Origin of the sequence: Flaviflexus huanghaiensis, assembly GCF_014118685.1 — a bacterium.
Lineage (GTDB): Bacteria > Actinomycetota > Actinomycetes > Actinomycetales > Actinomycetaceae > Flaviflexus > Flaviflexus huanghaiensis.
Genome location: NZ_JACFAK010000001.1, coordinates 49,265 through 67,243, shown reverse-complemented (window position 1 = coordinate 67,243; position 17,979 = coordinate 49,265). Strand labels below are relative to the sequence as shown.

Sequence of the window (17,979 nt, the reverse complement as noted above, 5' to 3'; positions counted from 1 at the left end):
CTCCCACCCCTTTCCACGACTTGGGTGGCAGTATTGATATATGAGTGATCGAGCAGGTACCCCAGCACGCCCAGAAGACCTCATCGACGTCGACGAGGTCATATCCGCCTACTATGACCGCGAGCCGGTCGAGCCCGTCGTGTTTGGCACCTCGGGTCACCGCGGCTCATCCCTTGATGGTGCATTCAATGAAGGCCACATCGTCTCCATCGCCGCCGCCATCGTCGAATATCGCAAGCAGCAGGGCTATGACGGCGAGCTCTATATCGGCCGCGATACGCATGCCCTGTCAGAGCCGGCCCAGCGCACGGCAGTCGAGGTATTCGCCGCCCACGAGGTCACGATCCGACTTGATGCGCGCAATCGTTTCACTCCGACACCAGCCGTCTCTCTCGCGATCCTGCGCGCCAACGGCGCGGGTACGGATGCTGGGGTGCGTGTCGAGGGACCCGGCCTAGCTGATGGGGTCGTCATCACCCCCTCTCACAATCCGCCTCGCGATGGCGGGTTTAAATACAACCCGCCAACCGGTGGCCCCGCTGATTCGGATGCGACCAGCTGGATCGCAGATCGGGCGAACGAGCTCATGAAGGACTGGCGCTCGATCCCGCGCCTGCCCTACGAGGAGGCCCGTGTCGCGTCGACGAGCGGAACTCACGACTTCCTCTCCGCCTATGTTGACGACCTTGAGAACGTGATCGACATGGAGGCGATCCGCACTGCCGGTGTCAGGATCGGGGCAGATCCGATGGGTGGCGCTTCCGTCGACTACTGGGGAGCGGTCGCCGAGCGCTATGGAATTGACCTGACAGTCGTCAATCCCGAGGTCGACCCGACCTGGCGATTCATGACTCTCGACTGGGACGAGAAGATCCGCATGGACTGCTCCTCCCCGTACGCGATGGCGGCGCTACGCGAAAGGATGAGCGGGGATGCCCCGTTCGATATCGCGACTGGCAACGATGCCGATGCTGACCGGCACGGGATCGTCACGAAGGATGGCGGGCTCATGAACCCGAACCACTTCCTCGCCGTCGCGATCGACTACCTGTTCACGCATCGTGACGGATGGCGGTCGGACGCGGGAGTGGGAAAAACACTCGTCTCATCAGCCCTCATCGACCGCGTCGCCGCCGACCTCGGTCGGACGCTCGTCGAGGTCCCGGTTGGCTTCAAGTATTTTGTGCCCGGACTTCTCGATGGTTCGCTGGGCTTCGGTGGAGAAGAGTCCGCTGGCGCATCGTTCCTTCGCAAGGACGGGACGGTGTGGACAACCGACAAGGATGGCATTCTCCTCTGCCTTCTCGCAGCCGAGATGATCGCCGTCACGGGTAAGACTCCGTCTCAGTTGCATGCCGAGCTCGTCGAGAAGCACTCCGCATCGGCCTACGCTCGCATCGATGCTCCCGCGACCAAGGAGGAGAAGGCAAAGCTCGGCGCCCTGTCGCCATCCGATGTCACGGCGACAGAGCTCGCCGGTGAAGAGATCACCGACCGCCTCGTCGACGCTCCCGGCAACGGCGAGCCGATCGGCGGACTCAAAGTAACGACGAAAAATGCCTGGTTCGCGGCGCGACCGTCGGGCACCGAGGACGTGTACAAGATCTACGCCGAATCGTTCAAGGGCGAGGAGCATCTGGCCGAGGTCCAGGAAGCTGCGCGAGACGTCGTCAACGCCGCCCTCAACTGCTGACACGTAGCCAATGATCACAGGGAGGGATTCGCCGGACGGCGGGTCCCTCCCCTCGGCTTTGCGCTATTGTCGAGACACCCACAAACCCTCGGTGCGAACCGCCCGTGCGAACGAGGCTACCGATGGAGTGACGGAAGCCTTAGAGCTTGAATGCAGCGGCGGCCGCTAGCGCGCCGAACGCGTTGAACGCCCAGTGGAGCCCGATGGGGGCGAGGATCGAGTCGGACCTGTGGCGTAGCCACGTGAAGGCGGCGCCCGCGACAGAGGTTGCGAGGACTGCGACACCGATCCCAGCCCACTGAGCGACCGTTCCTGAGCCGAAAAGTTCAGTGAGTCCCGCGTTGCCAGACGTCAGTTGAAGAGATGAGCCGATGTGCCACAAGCCGAAAAGAAGGGAGCCAGCGACGAGGACAGTCTTGAATCCACCGAGCTTATGCAGTGAGCTGTGAAGGATGCCGCGGAACGCCAGCTCCTCCGGCAGGACTGTCTGAATCGGGATGAAGATGAACGCAGCCAGCAGAGCCTTGCGCGCAGAAGAATAGGTGTCGCTCAGGAAGAAGTCGCGGGTAATTGGCAGAAGCATGCCGATGATGACGGCGAGTAGAACGGCACCCGCAGCGATCCCGCCGTAGAGCATTCCCTTCTTGACCGTACGCCGTGACAGGCCGATGTCAGCCCAGGTGTGCCCGAGCGCTTTACCGACTCCGAGGACGATAATGGCGCCGACCGGAACGGTGAAGAACCACATTGACAGCGGCGTGAAATGAGCGACGAGGTTAAGTCCGACGAGTAGCGCAACCACAGCGAAGACCGAAAGAATCTCCCGAACCGGAAAACGGCGGGAGTGCGTGAGCTGAGGTGCGACAATTGCGGTCATCGTTACGAAGTCTAAACCGGCCGACGCCACCGCGAACAGTGACGTGACGTACTTCCTGGGGACACTCGCCAGGCATTTCCCAGAGTGGACACAGAATGTCCCGATTGTCCACTTCCATGCCTGTGATCTGACGGTTCGCTCAACCGTGGCGTACGTGCGCGCAAGGCGGGGCTCAACGGCACTCGCGATCGTGTCGCACGCGCATGCTCCACCGTTGACGCTCTCCCAGATCAGCCTGTCTCGCAAGCGAATGTCCGTACACTTGCGGCATGGCCCTCGCAGACTTCGCACGACGCTTCGAAGACTCCCTCAATCGACGCGGAACCGTCAAACGCGTCGAGAAGGGCTGGCGTCCTTCGATCATCGGCTTTACGGGTTACGGCTCAACCCAGTCTCTTCATGTGCTCGGCCGGGCAGTCATGGCAGATCCCGATGCGAAGCCGCTATTCAAACCACCCCGACTTCCGACCTCCACCCACACCGTCGTCAAGGAGGCGCTCGATCACGCTGAGAAGCTGTCCGAAACCGCCCAGCGAGGCTGGAGGCAGTTTTTCACCACCCAGGTCGGCTTCCTTCCTGTCACGGTGTGGGCTGGCAACCGGATGATCTCAACGCGCACGGATCGGTCAGGTTACTTCGACGTTCTCGTCGAAGATCACGGGCTTGAGCCCGGCTGGCACGAAGTGCGAATCGAAGCGGCCGCGTCGGAGCCAATTACCGCGAAAGTCCTCATCGTCGCACCCTCTGCCCGGCGGGGACTTATCTCAGATATCGATGACACGGTCATGATCACGTGGCTCCCGCGAATGGTGCTTGCCGCATGGAACTCGTGGGTAGCGCACACGAACACTCGTCAGCCCGTGCCGGGCATGGCGGAGTTCTACCAGGAAGTGCTCTCTGAGTACCCCGACGCACCGGTGTTCTACCTGTCGACCGGAGCCTGGAACACCCTACCGACGCTGGAGATTTTCCTTACCCTCAACGGTTTCCCAACGGGGCCTCTCCTGCTCACCGACTGGGGGCCGACCCCGACGGGGCTGTTCAGGTCCGGCCAGGAGCATAAGAAGACCCAGCTACGCAATCTCATCATCACGTTCCCGGATATCAGATGGATTCTTGTCGGCGATGATGGGCAGCACGACCCGCTCATCCTTGATGAGCTGGCCCGTGAGCATCCTCGCCACGTTGCCGGCATCGCGATCCGGGAGCTCAACCCAGTCGAGCAGGTCCTGTCCCACGGCATGACCGAGGCGATTGACGATCCGCGTCTCGACGGGCATGACGAGGCCCGCCATGGAGTGCCAACAATCAGAGGCGAAGACGGATATGAGCTACTCATCAAACTGCACGAGCTCAACGCTCGCAGGAAGGAGCGCCGCTAGGGGGCTCTCCCCTGTGTAACCGAGAATCAGTAGCGCGGACGGCACTTCTCGACGATCGTTTCGGCCAGGTCAGCAAGGTCCGATCCCGTCATCCCCGGCCATCCGTGGACTTCGTAGTCCGGTACCATCTCTTCACCGAACGCCGCCCCGAGCAAAGCGCCGGCGACGGCCGCCGTCGTATCAGTGTCTGAACCCTGCCTGATCGCCTCGAACAGACCATTCCGGATCGGATCGTCGGTGTCTTTTGCCATGACGACCGCATGCCAGGCGGATTGCATGGCGGTGATCGTGAAGGAGTTCGCTTCCGGGCGGAAATCAGGATCCTCGGCTTCCTTCAGCGTGGCAATGAGAGAGGGATGAACATCGGGATGTAGCAGGTCAAGGCCAGCGTAGACGTCGATGCGACCCGAGGTCACAGCATGTCGGATGGCCTCCGACCAAAGAACGCACGTGTCACCCACCATCGGATCAGTGTGCGTGAGCCCCGCGATCTCTCTGGCGGCCTGGGCTGTGAGCTCACGATCGTGGAGGAAGGCGAGGCCGACTGGTGCTGTGCGCATGAGGGCGCCGTTGCCTGCCGCACGGTCAGAAGTCGCTGCGAAGTACGCGGCTGCGGCGCGAAGCGTCTGCGACGGCGTTCCTTCCCGGCGCTGAGCGTCAGCGAGCACACGAGACGTCTGTATGCCAATATCCGTTGCCCCGTCCTTCGCCCAGGCGAGGAACTTCGCCGCAATATCATCCTGGGCGGCTTGGGAGGTGAGGCGGACACCGGTCGCAGCAACCTGCGCAATGCAGATGGACATCTGCGTATCGTCGGACCATTCACCGGGCTCGTAATCGCCGAGGCCGCCACCCAGCATTTGCGGGTCGCCCTCCAACGTGATCGTGTCAAATTCGTAGGGCACACCGAGGGCGTCACCGACTGCGGAAGCGAGGAGAGTCCCCCGCGCGCGGCTCCTCACGGCATCGGTCAATTCGAACGTCTCCATGACCTGAGTTTAATGTTCTTTGGCGCACTTGTTAAGCAGCCGTGCCGAAAATCAGACCCAAGACAAACGTCACGAGTCCGGCCCCGGCGCCGATGAGCAACTGTCTGAGTGCACGCGGTACCGGCGGCTTCCCGGACAGGATGCCGACGATCCCGCCGGTGATGAGGAGGGCCATGCCCACAACGGCACTCGCGGCGAGGATGGCTGGCGTGCCCGACAGGAAGAAGAAGGGGAGAACGGGCATGATCGCGCCGGTCGCGAAGAAGAGGAAAGACGACGTCGCTGCCCGCCAGGGGGACCCAATCTCCTCGAAATCCATACGCTGGGTGCCGAGCGCGTTGACGTGCTCGCGGGCGCGGATCTTATCGAGCGCCCTCGTCGCCATGAGGTCTGCCTCCTCGGACGACATGCCTCTCGCTCGGTAGACGAGCGAGAGCTCATTCGCCTCGTAGTCGAGCGCGGGAAGGAGTCTGTTCGATGTCTCATCGGGAGTTGAGGCGTCGAGGAGCTCCCGCTGGGAACGGACCGACACCCACTCTCCTGCCGCCATCGATAGCGCGCCAGCGAGCAGGCCTGACAGGCCGGTGAGGAGGACGGTTGAGTTTGGCACCCCGGCCGCTGCGACGCCGATGACGAGGGCAAGGTTGGAGACCAACCCGTCGTTAGCTCCGAACACCGCGGCACGGAACGTGCCGGACATCGAGTTGCGGCCTCGGGTGGCAAGGGAGCGGATGACTTCGGCGTGGACGGCTTCATCAGCCGCCATCGTCGGAGTGCCCCAGTCGTCGTCAGATCGTCGGCGGGTGGCACGTTCTTCCGAGACCTGCATGAGAGCGAGTGCGAACACGAACCCGAACCAACGGGCGAGGAAGCCGAGCAGGAGCGTGCGAAAGGACGGCCGTAGCGGCATGCCGACATCAGGGCCAAGCAGGTTGCACCAATGATCTGCGTGCCGCTTCTCAGCCTCGGCCAGATCGAGCAGAATCTCGCGCTCCTCACCGGTCCGGGTGTCGGCCAGGCGCCGGTAGACCCAGTATTCGGCCCGCTCTTCGGCAAGGTTGCGCCGCCATTCGCGAATCTGTCGCTCGCTCTTACGCTTCTCGCCCATCACCGGACCATTCTCCCCCATCGCTGCCGATGCGCACGATCGGAGTTTGGCCGACGTCATCACATCACGAGACTCGCGACGGTGCGGGTGATGCACTTAAACGTTGTTTCTCGCGTCACCGTCAGACTTTTCGTGACCTTGTCAAGCGAGCGGGGTAAGGTCGATGTATGGCCGATCACAATGATGAGAACGTGCCTTCCGCCGTGCGGGCACAGGAATCCATGGTGTCCGATGATGCGGTGATGAAAGCGACGGGCCGGACCCGCGAAGAGTGGTTTGAGCTGCTCGACGAGGCGGGCGCGCGGCATTGGGACCATGCGACGATCGCCCGCTGGATGGGCGGCAAGCACGAAGTCGATGCGTGGTGGGCGCAGGGTGTGACGGTGAGCTACGAGCAGTCACGCGGGCTCCGAGCCCCCGGCCAGGCGAAGGACGGTAGCTTTACCGTCAACAGTTCGAAGACGCTTTCTGCGAAGGTCTCAGACGTGTGGCCGTACCTCGCCGATGATCAACTACGTCGCGATTGGCTTGATCTCGAGCTTCAGGAAGTCGCCCAGTCCGAGAAGTCGATTCGCTTCGACGGCGGGGAGAGGACCCGAGTCGCTCTCAATCTCGATGCAACGCCACCGACAAAGTCGGGACGGCCCCGCTGCAAAATCTCGATCAATCACATGCGCCTCGGCCGCGAAGCCGTGCCCGAGACAAAACAGTTCTGGCAGGATGCGCTCGAACGTCTGGCGGCTTTGTTCCGGGACTGACAGACCCTCGGCCACCGTTGCCCGCAGAGCCTCTTCATGAGCGTTTGGTTTCGACTCGGGAGGGTTCCCGCTATTGGGCCAGCCTGACGAGCACTCCTCGGTGGTCAGATCCGCCGACGTCAATGATGGCGGCGGCTCGTGTCTCCCAGTCGGTGTAGACGTTGTCGATCGGCGAGCCGAGAATCCCGGGGACAGATGCGGGCCACGTACCGTAACCGCCAACTGTCCCGTCGAGTGCGGATGTGCATGAGGCGCCGGTTGCGTGCATGTGGTCAATTGTCGAGTTGAAGTCGCCAGCCATGATTGTGTTCGTCATCGTGTCGCACTGCTCGTAGACCGCTGTAATCTCTTCGAGCCACGTATCCGCGAGGCCGCCGACGGGCGCGACCGGGTGGACAGCGATGATGTCGGGGCCGCCAGCGACGGAGCGGATGTGGACCGAACCCCACGTCAGCCCAAGGTTGGGGCCCTGCCGATATTCACCAAGCGCTCCCGACACAAGAACGACGGTCGACTTGATCTGAGAATCATACGGGTCGGCATCCGAATGGAAGATCGTGAACGGCCTGCCTTCGTTCCCGAGGAGGTTCGCCAGTCGCTCCCCATTCTGTGTGGATGTCTCGGTGAGGACAATGACGTCAACACCGGTGTCGAGGACGATGGGCAGGAGATCGTCCATCGTCGTCTCCCCACCGAGCGTGTTGTAGGACATGACGGTCAGCTCGCCGGTGCCCTGCGACACGTGGGTGAGGCCGCGATCCGGAGGCATACGTCCCGCATCAAGTCCCCTGTCCGCAAGGATGGCGACATGTCCCGCTGCGACGGCGATGAGACCCAACCCGAAAACGGCGAGGAAGAAACCCTTGCGGAGCATGAGCGCGCGGACGATAGCGATGAGTGCGAAGATGAAGCCGAGCGTGGCAAGAACGGCGGCAACGATCCCCCTCATAGCGATCATTTGGCTGATCGGGTAGGTGAGTGCCAGGTTGGAACCGTCGTACGGCACGAGCGACGGATCCAGGGTGACGGCAACGATCGCGAGCCCGATGATCACGAGCATCGCGTACAGGTATTTCATCCATTCTCCTTCAGGGCCGATAATAGGTGACGATGCAGATATGACAGACCGCGAGACCCGGCGAGCCGCTCTTCCGACAATCATCTACCCCGACCTGCCAGTTTCAGCGCGGCGGGATGAGATCGCGCGCGCAATTGCCGATCATCAGGTTGTCATTGTGGCGGGCGAGACCGGTTCGGGGAAGACAACCCAGCTACCGAAGATTTGCCTCGAACTCGGCCGTGGAATCGACGGGATGATCGGCCATACACAGCCACGCAGGATCGCGGCGCGCTCCGTTGCGGAGCGGATCAGCTTCGAGCTCGGTGTCGAGCTCGGCGAGCAAGTCGGCTACCAGGTTCGCTTTACTGACCAGGTATCAGACCGCACGCTCGTTAAGCTCATGACCGACGGCATTCTCTTGGCCGAGATCCAGGGCGACCCGTTGCTCACGCGATACGACACGATCATCATCGATGAGGCGCATGAGCGGTCCCTCAACATCGACTTCCTCCTCGGCTATCTCGCACAGCTCCTGCCCCAGCGCCCGGACCTGAAACTCATCATCACCTCTGCCACGATCGACTCCGAACGGTTCGCGGAGCACTTCGGTCCGAAACAGGCCGTACCGGAGGAGGTCGCACCGATCATTAGCGTCTCCGGACGGACGTACCCAGTCGAGATCCGCTACCGGGAGCCGGATGACGGCGACCTCATTTCCGGCATCGTCGACGGAGTCGACGAGCTCACGGCTGAAGGTCCCGGAGACATTCTCGTGTTCCTCTCCGGGGAGGGCGAGATCCGTGATGCTGACAAGGCTCTACAGGAATCCCTGCGGCACTACGCCGCTCCCGGGCACGGCCGTCCCGGGATGATCGAGGTCCTACCCCTGTACGCGAGGCTGAGCTCCGCCGAGCAGCACAGAATCTTCGCTCATCACGAGTGGCGGCGGATCATCCTGTCGACCAATATCGCCGAGACATCGCTGACCGTGCCCGGCATTCGGTACGTCATCGACCCCGGCACCGCCCGCATCTCCCGCTACTCGAACAAGACGAAGGTCCAGCGTCTTCCCATTGAGGACATTTCTCAGGCGAGCGCCAACCAGCGGTCGGGACGATGCGGTCGCGTCGCTGACGGTATCGCGATCCGCCTCTACTCCGAGGATGACTACGAGTCCCGGCCGGAGTTCACGGAGCCGGAGATCCAGCGGACCTCGCTCGCATCCGTCATTTTGCAGATGGCGGCTTTGGGCCTTGGAGAAGTGGCGGATTTCCCGTTTGTCGACCCGCCCCAGGTCACGGCCGTCCGGGCCGGGCTCCAGTTGCTCGATGAGATCGGTGCGATCAAGAGTGGACGGCTCACCCAGGTCGGCCGCAAGCTCGCGCAGCTTCCTATCGATCCGCGGCTCGGTCGCATGTTGCTCGAAGCCCAAACCAATGGCGTCATTTCCGAGGTCCTCGTCATCGTCGCCGCCCTCTCGGTCCAAGATGTCCGAGAACGACCGAGCGAGAAGCGAGTCGAAGCCGATGCCTATCACGAGCGGTTCACGGACCCCCGCTCGGACTTTATCGCCTACCTCAACGTCTGGCGGTATCTCAACGTTATGGAGCGCGACCTTTCTGGCTCCGCGTTCAGGAGGCTATGCCGCGCCGAGTATCTCAACTATCTGCGCTTCCGGGAGTGGCGGGACGTTGTCCTTCAGCTCCGCCAGGTCGGACGTTCGCTCGGCGCCCGCAGGATCGGCATTCCCAGCCCGAAGCTCATCGACCAGGCAGGAGATGTCGTGTCGGCCGTCCGAGCTTTCGATCGGTCAAAGTCGGAGGAAATCCACAAGGCCCTGCTTGTCGGACTCCTGTCCTCGCTCGGCTCGTGGGACGAGAGGCGGCGGGACTACGAGGGATCACGCGGATCGCGCTTCATTATCTGGCCGGGCTCCGGCCTTGCGAAACGGCATCCTTCGTGGGTCATGGCGGCTGAGCTTGTTGAGACGTCGAGACTGTTTGCGCGCACTGTCGCTCAGATTGAGCCCGAATGGGTTGAGCCGCTCGCCTCTCACGTCATGTCGAAGGTCCATTCAGAACCATTCTGGTCAACGAAGCACGGCGCGGCCATGGTTCACGAAAAAGTCATGCTCTACGGGCTCACCCTCATTGCCGACCGGCAGGTCTTGCTGTCGAAAGTCGGCACCATCGAAGCTCATGAGCTGGCGCGGGAGATGTTCATCCGACACGCTCTTGTAGAGAACCAGTGGCGTGATACGTGGCATCCGTTTATCAAAGCAAACAGGAAGGCGATAGAAGAGGCTCGCGAGGTTGAGCAACGCCGGAGGGTCCATGGATTGCTGGCCGATTCTCGGCAGCTCGAGGAGTTCTTCGATGAGAGGTTGCCGGACAATATCGTCTCGGCCGCCCATTTCAACTCCTGGTACAAGAAGAACAGCAGGCGGGTTGACCTGAGGTACCCGCGTTCCCTCTTGCTCGGCGAGACAGAGGCGAGCACCGACGACTATCCGGACACGTGGGTCCAGCGCGGTCATCGCCTCCCCATCTCGTACGATTTCAATCCGGGTTCCCGCCATGACGGGATCACGATCACCGTTCCTGTCACGGTCCTGCCGCAGCTGACAGATGACGGGTTCGACTGGCTCGTCCCCGGCATGCTTTCCGACCTTGCGGAGTCGACGATCCGTTCCCTGCCGAAGAGAATCCGCCGCGAGCTCGTGCCGGCACCCGATGTCGCCCGCGCCGTCCTTGCCTTGCTACCCGCCTGGGACGAGGTCGCCACCGGTGAGCCGGACGCGCCCACGTTCCGGGAGGCATTCTCTGCCGCGGTCCAACACGTGCGCGGCGTGACAATCGACGAGTGGGGTGACCTGCCTGAACACCTATCAGCCAACTTCCGGGTTGTCTCCGGCCGTGGCAAGGTGCTCGCCGAAGGGCCGTCGATTACCTACCTGCAGAAGAAGCTTGCTCCCGACACTCGCCAGGCTGTCGCACGTGCCGTGAAGAAGGCGGTGGCTACGGCGATCCAGCCGTCCCTGCCGACGACCGGTTTTGGTAGCGGTCTGCCTTTGACAGTAGAGGCTGGTACCGCGAAGGGCTACCCGGCTCTCGTCGAACGAGGTGGCGCGGTCAAGGTTGAGGTGCTCGACACTACCCGCGCTCAGGCCCGCGAACATCGTCTCGGCGTCCTCTCCCTCGCGACGCAGAAGCTCTCTCTACCTGTCAGCCGAGTGACCTCACGATGGTCCCCCGCTCTCGCCCTGACGATGGCGGGATCGCCGTACCCGACAACAGAGGCGCTGGTCGCGGATCTTCAGTGGGCTGCTGTGCGTAGCCTCGCTGGCCCGGTCGGCAACATCCGGACGCAGGCGGACTTCGATGCGCTCGTCGAGAGGCTGAGGAACTCCGTCGAGGATGAGATCTACCGTCTTGCCGACATCACCGGCCGGGTTCTCGGTTCTTGGAGGGAAGTTCTCGCCAGCATGGAGCGGGCTCCCTCGTCTATGGCGGGCGTTGTCGCCGAGGTGAAGGACCAGGTCGACGGACTTGTCTACAACGGGTTCCTCAAAAAGACGCCCGCTGAGTGGTTACCTCACCTGCCCCGCTACCTCAGCGCGGCGAGGCTCCGCATCGAGACAGCGGACCTGGGGTCGGATGACGAGAAGGCAACTCAGGTGGCTGAGGCCGAGGATGTTCTAGCACGCTATAAGCCCGCGAGCGCTGATGATGAGGCTGCGGCTGAGCGTGCGCGGTGGCTCATCGAAGAGCTACGCGTGTCCCTCTTCGCGCAAAAGCTCGGCACGTCTGTCAAAGTTTCGCTCCCCCGCATCCGCAAACTCCTCAGCTGACATCGGTCAGCTGAGCAGCAGGAGGATGGTGATGATGGCGAGAGTGAGGGTTCCGGTTACCCACAGCCACATCGCCGGGGGAAACGGTCGCGAACCCTGCTCCCGGGGCTCTGTCCGGATGAGAGGCATGGGCTCGTCGGTCGGGCCGTAGAGTCTGTCGAGAAACGTGTCCATGGGCGCCGGTTGGGTTGCGTCGCGAGGTGGTTCAACCGGGCCGAGGTCGAACGGGTCAGCTTCGGGTGGCTGATAATCGGTCATCGGAGTTCCATAAGGATGTCGGCAGTACCGGAATAGAGAAGCTTGATCCGCAGGTGCCCGCCCGCCGGTTCGGATCGCGGCACTTCAAAATACACCCAACCGGCCGTCTCGTAGGTGGCGGGGCCCGGGTCGGCGAGGCAACCGCTACTGCAGTAGTGCACCGTATACTCCTGCCCACTCGGCGCGAGATACGTGAGGAACAGCGCTTCGTCCATCGGCGTCATGTTAGGAAATTCGGTCACGATGTCGACCTCGACGGCGACGTACTTCATCCCGTTGGCCGGCTCGGGCATGCTCGTGTCGATTCGGGCCTGAAGGTCCGCGAACCAGCTGACGGACTCAATGTCGACAGCCCACGACACCTGGCCCACCGTGCTTTCGAAGACGCCATCCACCGGGAGCACGTCCAATGTCGAATAGTCGGTGCTGAGTCGCGGGTCAAACTCTGCTGTCACGATGTTTGGTGGCGCGACAGCAGCGAACGCAAGAAGCCCGCAACCGGTGACGACCGCGCCGATCCCGGCCCATGCCCACCAGGGAAGCGTGCCGCCGTCGCGATAGTGTTCGTATTCGCTGTCTGCTTTCGGCTCGGTCGTCGCGGGCAGTTCCACCTTTCGGGGTCGGACCATGTCGGGCCGTGGCTGACCGAGGAAGTCACTGGTTCGCCCTGCCGCTCCACCGGGGGCGACCACCCCGGCAGGGCTGGTTAGCGGACGTCGGTACGGGACGGGGGTTCTCACGTCACCGCTATACGCAGGATCGTGAATTTCCGGATCCCACGTCTCCTCATCACTCACCGGCCCACCCCCTCATTGTTCAGGGTACGCGCTCCGGGTATTAGACGAACTGGAGTACGCCGAACATAACCCCTGCTCCGATGCTCAGTGACAGGTAAAACTCGATCGCGGCGGAAAGCGGCTGACGTTCGAGTGGGCCGCGCCGTCCAGCGAGAATCGGCGGCCGGTTCGACACAAGTTTCGGATTCTTCGCCCACCGCTCCATGAGGTCCCGTTGTTCATCGGTGGCGGGGGCGACGACAAGGTCACCGATACCGGGCTCAACCTGGCGTAGCGCCATGATCGTGCCGGGAGCAAGGTCTTTCGCAGGCTGCTTCGAACCGGAGCTTGAGACAATGATTGAGCGGAAGTCTGCGCCCTCGAGCGGGCGAACGACAACCGGACAGATGATGTCGCCCGTGCGGGTGCGCCGCTCCGACTCTGCTTCGGACGTGCCAAGGACCTTCGCTACGACGGGAATCGACTGGTCCGAGTTCTTGCCGCGAACGGCCGCCCACACCGCGTAGCCGATCGCACCGATGACGAAAAGGACGATGAAGGGAACCGCGTAGCCGACGAGCGACACTCGGTCGGAGAAAAACAGGATTGTGATGAGAGACCCGACGAGTGTGCCGAAAAAGAGCCCCGTGAAAATGCGCTGGACTCGGTCCTGCGGGCGATCCGCGGGCACGAGCCCGCCCTTCATGATGGTGGTGACAAGCTCAGTGGAGGACATAGTGGCACTAGTCTATCCCGAGCACCTTGATCAGCTCCCGCACGGCCTTTCGCGCGCCCCAGCGGGCGCCGACCGTCGACGCAGTCGGACCATATCCGAGGAGGTGAAGCGTCGGTTCACCTGCGACAGCAGTTCCGCTCATCATGACTCCGCCGTACTTTGTTCTGAGCTTGAGCGGTGCGAGATGGCGGAGCTCCGACCGGAATCCCGTGGCCCATAAAATGCTGTCAGCCCGCCACAGCTTCCCGTTCTCCTGCACAAGACCATCGGGCTCGATCCGAGTGAACATGGGCCGCCGCTTAAATACTCCTGCAGCGAGCGCCTCCCGCACGGAGGCTGTAACAAGAAGTCCGGTCGCCGCCACGACTGAGAGCGGACGGAGCCCTTTCTCGACCCGCTCTCTGACGGACCTTTCGACGTCGAGGCCCGACGTGAGCTTGCCACCGGACTCGATCCATTGAGGCTCGCGACGGGTGAACCATGCTGTCGACTTCGCAACCGGAGCGATCTCCGCAAGGTGCTGGGTGGCGGAAATGCCGCCGCCGACAACCGCGACCCGCTTGCGTGTGAACTGGTTCGGTCCCCTGTAATCCTGCGTGTGCATCTGCAGACCCGCAAAACTGTGGATACCCGGATAGTGCGGGATAAACGGGCGGCTCCATGTCCCCGTGCAGTTGATGATCGCCCGCGCCTGCCAGGTGCCGGCCGTCGTCGTCACGAGATAGCCGCCCGCGTCCCGGTGTACGGAGTGGACGAAGACGGGCCGCATGATCGGCAGGTCGAACGCCTCCTCATAGCGTGTGAAGTACTCGGGGATGACATGGGAGGCTTGGTCATCGGGTTCGTGGGGGCCTACTGACAGACCAGGAAGATCGGCTATGTCGTTGACGGTCGCCATCGTCAGCGTCGACCACCTGTGCTGCCACGCGCCGCCCGGCCGCACCTCAGCATCGAGTACCTGGTACGTGCCCGCGAGGGAGGTGCCGTCAGCGAAGCCTCTCATGCCTCTGCGGTTGAGCTCGTGGGCAGCCGCCAGGCCCGCTTGGCCAGCTCCGATGACAAGGACATCAACGAAGCGGGTTTCAGACCGCATGGCACCTGATGACGTGTCGAGCCATGCCGGATGCGTGCCCCAGTCGGAGCCGGTCGGGATCCACGCCCCGGGCGCCAGAGTTGGAGTTTGCCGCGCCAATTCGCTTATCCATGTCATCTTTCAAAGGTACGTCATGCACCGGATGGGCGAGACTTCTCACGAGGGGCGCGCGGCCGCCGTCTCGGTGCTGTGGTGAAATGGGGTTATGGAACTTGCGGCAGCCTCCCACCTTGCGACGACCCTCATCGCCAGCCACGGATTGGACTGGGAGTTTCGGTGGGATCATGCCCGCAGACGGGCTGGGCAGGCCAACTTCACTGCTCGCCGGATCACGCTGTCGAAGCATCTCACTGAGCTCTGTACCGAAGAACAGGTGCGTCAGACCGTGTTGCACGAGATCGCCCACGCGCTTGTTGGTCCAGGCCACGGCCACGACGCCCAGTGGAAACGGATGGCGAGGCACATTGGAGCCGATCCGAGAAGGGTCACCGGCCCCGACTTTCCCACGGTGCCCGCGCCGTGGCGGGCGACCTGCTCGGCTGGCCACACGCACCAGCGCTTCCGGCTCCCGACGAGGGATGTCAGCTGTGGGTACTGTTCCTCCAGCTATTCACCGAGACATGCCCTGTCGTGGGTGCGCGAACCTGGAGGCTGAGGCTTCTCCCGGCCGGTTACCTAATCGACGCGCGCCACGTTCTGGGCCACGACATTGCGGGTAGCCAGGCACAGAACTCTCGCTCGTCGCCAACTCGAGAGCAGGACTCCGCGGCGCGTTGTGCCCGCGGTTCCGCTGTCAGTTCCGGGGACCGAATGTCCGAATGATGCCCTCTGCACCGCTCTCGACAGCGGCGAGCGTGTCATAGAAGCCGTCCTGACCGCCGTACCAGGGGTCGGGTACATCCCAGTCACCATCGGAGGAATAGAAGTCCGAATAGCCGCGGCCCGCCTTGCGGTGACCGTGGAGTGCACCGCCTTCGCCGAACGCTCCCTCGGGAGCTAACTCCAGGCCGCTCGTCTCGTCATACTCCCGCCACAGGTGAATCTTTGAATGGTCGATGCCGTGGCTGTCGGCGAGCTTCTTCAGCTGCCTCGCATGCCCCACCGTCATCGCCAGCACGAGATCTGATTCTTCGAGATCGCGCGCGGTGACTCTGCGTGCGGAGTGAGAGGGGACTTCGTAGCCGGCTTCTCGCAGAACGTTGCCGGCCCGTGAATCAATGGGGTTGCCGCTCTCTTCAGCGGAGACACCGACAGAATCAACGTCGGCGTTGAGGCCAGCCTCGGCCAGCCGCTCACGGAGCACGATCTCGCCCATCGGAGATCGGCAAATATTACCTGTGCAGACAACAAGAATGCGCATGCCACAATCCTATCGCACCGGTATTTTTGCTTCGGTTGCCATCCCAGCGCCGTTGACGACCCGAGTCCGAGCGGTGCTCGCGTAGGCTTAACGCATGTTGCGACGCACCGCTGCCCTTGTTGTCACCGCCCTCTTCGCCCTCGGAGCCTGCTCGAGCGATGAGGAACCGCCGGAGACCACCGGCGCATCCCCGGACACCGCGGGATCCGCCGAAACGACGGAACCTGTGGATTATGAGTGCACGGATCCACTCGCCGATGTGTCAAGTGAAGTCGATGCCTACGACCTCATCGTTTGCACGACGCTCGCCCTCGCCGACACGGAGGGCTACGCAACGACATCCGTTGTCGACGGTGCGGGAGAGACGATGCTGCGGGTCAACACTGAGCCCTTCACGGTCAAAGTAAATTACGCTGATGGCACCGCGATCGTTGCGAATGCGGCTGATGCTTGGGTGGACGCTGGTGACGGGGAATGGGTGGAGGCCGACATCTCTTCAGACGACTACCTGACTGCCCAGGCCACCCAGATCTATGACACGTATCTGCTGAGCCATGACCCTGCCTACACGGCGGCCGACATCCCTGACGGAACCGTCTACAGCGTTGAGGGCAGCGAAGAGATCGACGGCGTCGACTATACAATCCTCGGAGCGCAGTTCGCGGACGAGACCTCGACCAGCACGCTCCGGGTCTGGGTGAGCGATGACTACCGTCAGCAGAAGATGACGCTTACGATGGAGGCTCCGGACTCGGAGCCGCTCACTGTCATTACCGAATACGTCGAATGGGACGTACCGCAGGACATCGAGATCCCCGAATAGGGAGACGCAGTAGCCAGACCTCCGAGGCGCACTGTGACGATCAGAGCGGTACCTCTGCCAACTTCTTCGCCACCCGCTTCCTCAGTGCCCGCGACGGTTGCTCGAAAAACGCTACCTCTCTCGTTGCCCTCTTCCAGGTTCCAATGACCCTTCCGCCGAGCATGATCGTTGGCGTGAAGACGCCATTGTTCCCGGGGCAGACGTCAAACACGTGGTCAGCCTGCAAACTGGCCATGCGATCGGAGTAGCCGAGAAGCATCTCATCGAAGCCGGGCAACAGGTGGAGACTGCGAGGGCTCGCTGGTACCGAGTTCTCTGGTCCCCACCAGTAGCCGTCACGTTCAATGAGAGTGGAGGCCGCGAATGCTCGGTCGACGTCCCTCAACGGTAGGTTCGCCCACCAGCCGACGTCCTTTCTCGTTGTTGGAGCATGAGACGTGACATAGCGGGTGACGATGTCCGCGACAATGTCTTCGTATCTCGCCGTCTGCGCCTGTGGCACCCAATCGTCAAGCGCGACGAGCAACTGCTCGCTACCCTTGATCGGCCCCCACACCAGCAGTCCCTCTAGGCTCAGATGGAAGATGAGGTGGTAGGCCCGGCCCTGCTCCGTCGCAATGCCGGCCCGCTTCCAGGCCTTGACGAGCTCAGCCCGGGTGATGCCAGACCCGACAGCCGCACGCGCAGTCTCACGTGCCCTGTCGAGCACGTCGTCATCGATACCCAGCTGCTGGCGGCGGCGCACGGTCTGCGGCCAGGTTCGCTCTCTTGCGACGACGAGCACGTCCCGCACTCGGTCTGCTCCGACGACGTGGAGAGTGCCTCGCTGCGGCCAGGTCCGAACGATCTCTCCTGCATTGAAAGCCTCAATAACGTCCTGCCTGTCACCCGTCGCGCGGAGTGCCATGGATGCGATGACTCCGGGCAGGTCCTGCCCCTGCAGGGCCCCAAAGTGGGAAACGACCCCGTTGGGCTCACGCCCCTCAACGAGGAGCTGGGAGGAGAGGCGGGCGAGCGCGACAGACATAGGGACTCCCTCGGTGAGCTGTCTGCATCTGCCGGACAGAGGTGGCGGATGTACAGATGATACCGCCAGACAATACCCGCCCCGACCTGGGTCTTTGCTCACATCCGCCCTCGGTTGGCTCGTCATTCTGGAGTAGGGTTGTCTCCACCACTCGATACGGCGGCACGTGTCCGTTGCCGTCTTGTCGAA

16 protein-coding genes are annotated in these 17,979 nt (G+C 62.6%); 6 read left to right on the top strand and 10 right to left on the bottom strand.

Going from position 1 to position 17,979, the window contains the following annotated elements:
* Positions 1–40: 40 nt before the first annotated feature.
* Entirely contained in the window at positions 41–1,693 is a 1,653-nt protein-coding gene (gene pgm / locus H7E91_RS00305; protein ID WP_182353076.1) for a phosphoglucomutase (alpha-D-glucose-1,6-bisphosphate-dependent), read from the top strand.
* Between the two features lie 139 nt (positions 1,694–1,832).
* Here pgm and H7E91_RS00300 read toward each other — a convergent pair whose 3' ends face one another.
* Positions 1,833–2,570 (bottom strand): CPBP family intramembrane glutamic endopeptidase, encoded by a 738-nt coding sequence (locus H7E91_RS00300; RefSeq protein ID WP_182353075.1) that lies wholly within the window; start codon positions 2,568–2,570, stop codon positions 1,833–1,835.
* Between the two features lie 269 nt (positions 2,571–2,839).
* Between H7E91_RS00300 and H7E91_RS00295 the strand changes: the two genes are divergently transcribed.
* A complete protein-coding gene (locus H7E91_RS00295) occupies positions 2,840–3,952 on the top strand; it encodes an App1 family protein (protein ID WP_182353074.1) in 1,113 nt (370 codons plus the stop codon).
* Positions 3,953–3,978: 26 nt separating this feature from the next.
* Here H7E91_RS00295 and H7E91_RS00290 read toward each other — a convergent pair whose 3' ends face one another.
* Together H7E91_RS00290 and H7E91_RS00285 are read right to left on the bottom strand one after the other, a co-directional pair.
* On the bottom strand, positions 3,979–4,941 hold the full coding sequence (locus H7E91_RS00290; RefSeq protein WP_182353073.1) for an ADP-ribosylglycohydrolase family protein: 963 nt from the start codon (positions 4,939–4,941) through the stop codon (positions 3,979–3,981).
* 31 nt (positions 4,942–4,972) lie between these two features.
* Positions 4,973–6,049, bottom strand: coding sequence for a VIT1/CCC1 transporter family protein (locus H7E91_RS00285; protein WP_182353319.1), 1,077 nt, complete (start codon positions 6,047–6,049; stop codon positions 4,973–4,975).
* 167 nt (positions 6,050–6,216) lie between these two features.
* Between H7E91_RS00285 and H7E91_RS00280 the strand changes: the two genes are divergently transcribed.
* Positions 6,217–6,807, top strand: coding sequence for a hypothetical protein (locus H7E91_RS00280; protein WP_182353072.1), 591 nt, complete (start codon positions 6,217–6,219; stop codon positions 6,805–6,807).
* Positions 6,808–6,877: 70 nt separating this feature from the next.
* Here the strand turns inward: H7E91_RS00280 and H7E91_RS00275 are convergent, their stop codons facing one another.
* The gene (locus H7E91_RS00275; RefSeq protein ID WP_182353071.1) at positions 6,878–7,885 is read right to left on the bottom strand and encodes an endonuclease/exonuclease/phosphatase family protein; all 1,008 of its coding nucleotides are present in this window, start codon (positions 7,883–7,885) and stop codon (positions 6,878–6,880) included.
* A gap of 40 nt (positions 7,886–7,925) precedes the next feature.
* Between H7E91_RS00275 and hrpA the strand changes: the two genes are divergently transcribed.
* Complete coding sequence (gene hrpA / locus H7E91_RS00270) at positions 7,926–11,717, top strand: ATP-dependent RNA helicase HrpA (RefSeq protein WP_182353070.1); 3,792 nt, start codon at positions 7,926–7,928, stop codon at positions 11,715–11,717.
* Positions 11,718–11,723: 6 nt separating this feature from the next.
* Here the strand turns inward: hrpA and H7E91_RS00265 are convergent, their stop codons facing one another.
* From H7E91_RS00265 to H7E91_RS00250, 4 genes are all read right to left on the bottom strand, one after another.
* Positions 11,724–11,975 (bottom strand): hypothetical protein, encoded by a 252-nt coding sequence (locus H7E91_RS00265; protein WP_182353069.1) that lies wholly within the window; start codon positions 11,973–11,975, stop codon positions 11,724–11,726.
* Positions 11,972–12,715 carry a hypothetical protein gene (locus H7E91_RS00260; RefSeq protein ID WP_182353068.1) on the bottom strand — a complete coding sequence of 248 codons (744 nt, stop codon included), beginning with the start codon at positions 12,713–12,715 and terminating at the stop codon, positions 11,972–11,974. Before H7E91_RS00260 ends, H7E91_RS00265 begins: the two co-directional genes overlap by 4 nt.
* A gap of 97 nt (positions 12,716–12,812) precedes the next feature.
* Complete coding sequence (locus H7E91_RS00255) at positions 12,813–13,487, bottom strand: hypothetical protein (RefSeq protein WP_182353067.1); 675 nt, start codon at positions 13,485–13,487, stop codon at positions 12,813–12,815.
* A gap of 7 nt (positions 13,488–13,494) precedes the next feature.
* Entirely contained in the window at positions 13,495–14,697 is a 1,203-nt protein-coding gene (locus H7E91_RS00250; RefSeq protein WP_206680300.1) for an NAD(P)-binding domain-containing protein, read from the bottom strand.
* Between the two features lie 88 nt (positions 14,698–14,785).
* On the opposite strand from H7E91_RS00250, the gene H7E91_RS00245 reads away from it, so the two are divergent.
* Positions 14,786–15,235: a SprT-like domain-containing protein gene (locus H7E91_RS00245; RefSeq protein WP_182353066.1), complete on the top strand. Its 450-nt coding sequence runs from the start codon at positions 14,786–14,788 to the stop codon at positions 15,233–15,235.
* 138 nt (positions 15,236–15,373) lie between these two features.
* Here the strand turns inward: H7E91_RS00245 and H7E91_RS00240 are convergent, their stop codons facing one another.
* The gene (locus H7E91_RS00240) at positions 15,374–15,940 is read right to left on the bottom strand and encodes a low molecular weight protein-tyrosine-phosphatase (RefSeq protein ID WP_182353065.1); all 567 of its coding nucleotides are present in this window, start codon (positions 15,938–15,940) and stop codon (positions 15,374–15,376) included.
* Positions 15,941–16,034: 94 nt separating this feature from the next.
* On the opposite strand from H7E91_RS00240, the gene H7E91_RS00235 reads away from it, so the two are divergent.
* Positions 16,035–16,763: a hypothetical protein gene (locus H7E91_RS00235; RefSeq protein WP_182353064.1), complete on the top strand. Its 729-nt coding sequence runs from the start codon at positions 16,035–16,037 to the stop codon at positions 16,761–16,763.
* Between the two features lie 40 nt (positions 16,764–16,803).
* Here H7E91_RS00235 and H7E91_RS00230 read toward each other — a convergent pair whose 3' ends face one another.
* Positions 16,804–17,790, bottom strand: a complete 987-nt coding sequence (locus H7E91_RS00230; RefSeq protein ID WP_182353063.1) for a winged helix DNA-binding domain-containing protein — start codon at positions 17,788–17,790, stop codon at positions 16,804–16,806.
* Positions 17,791–17,979 lie beyond the last annotated feature (189 nt).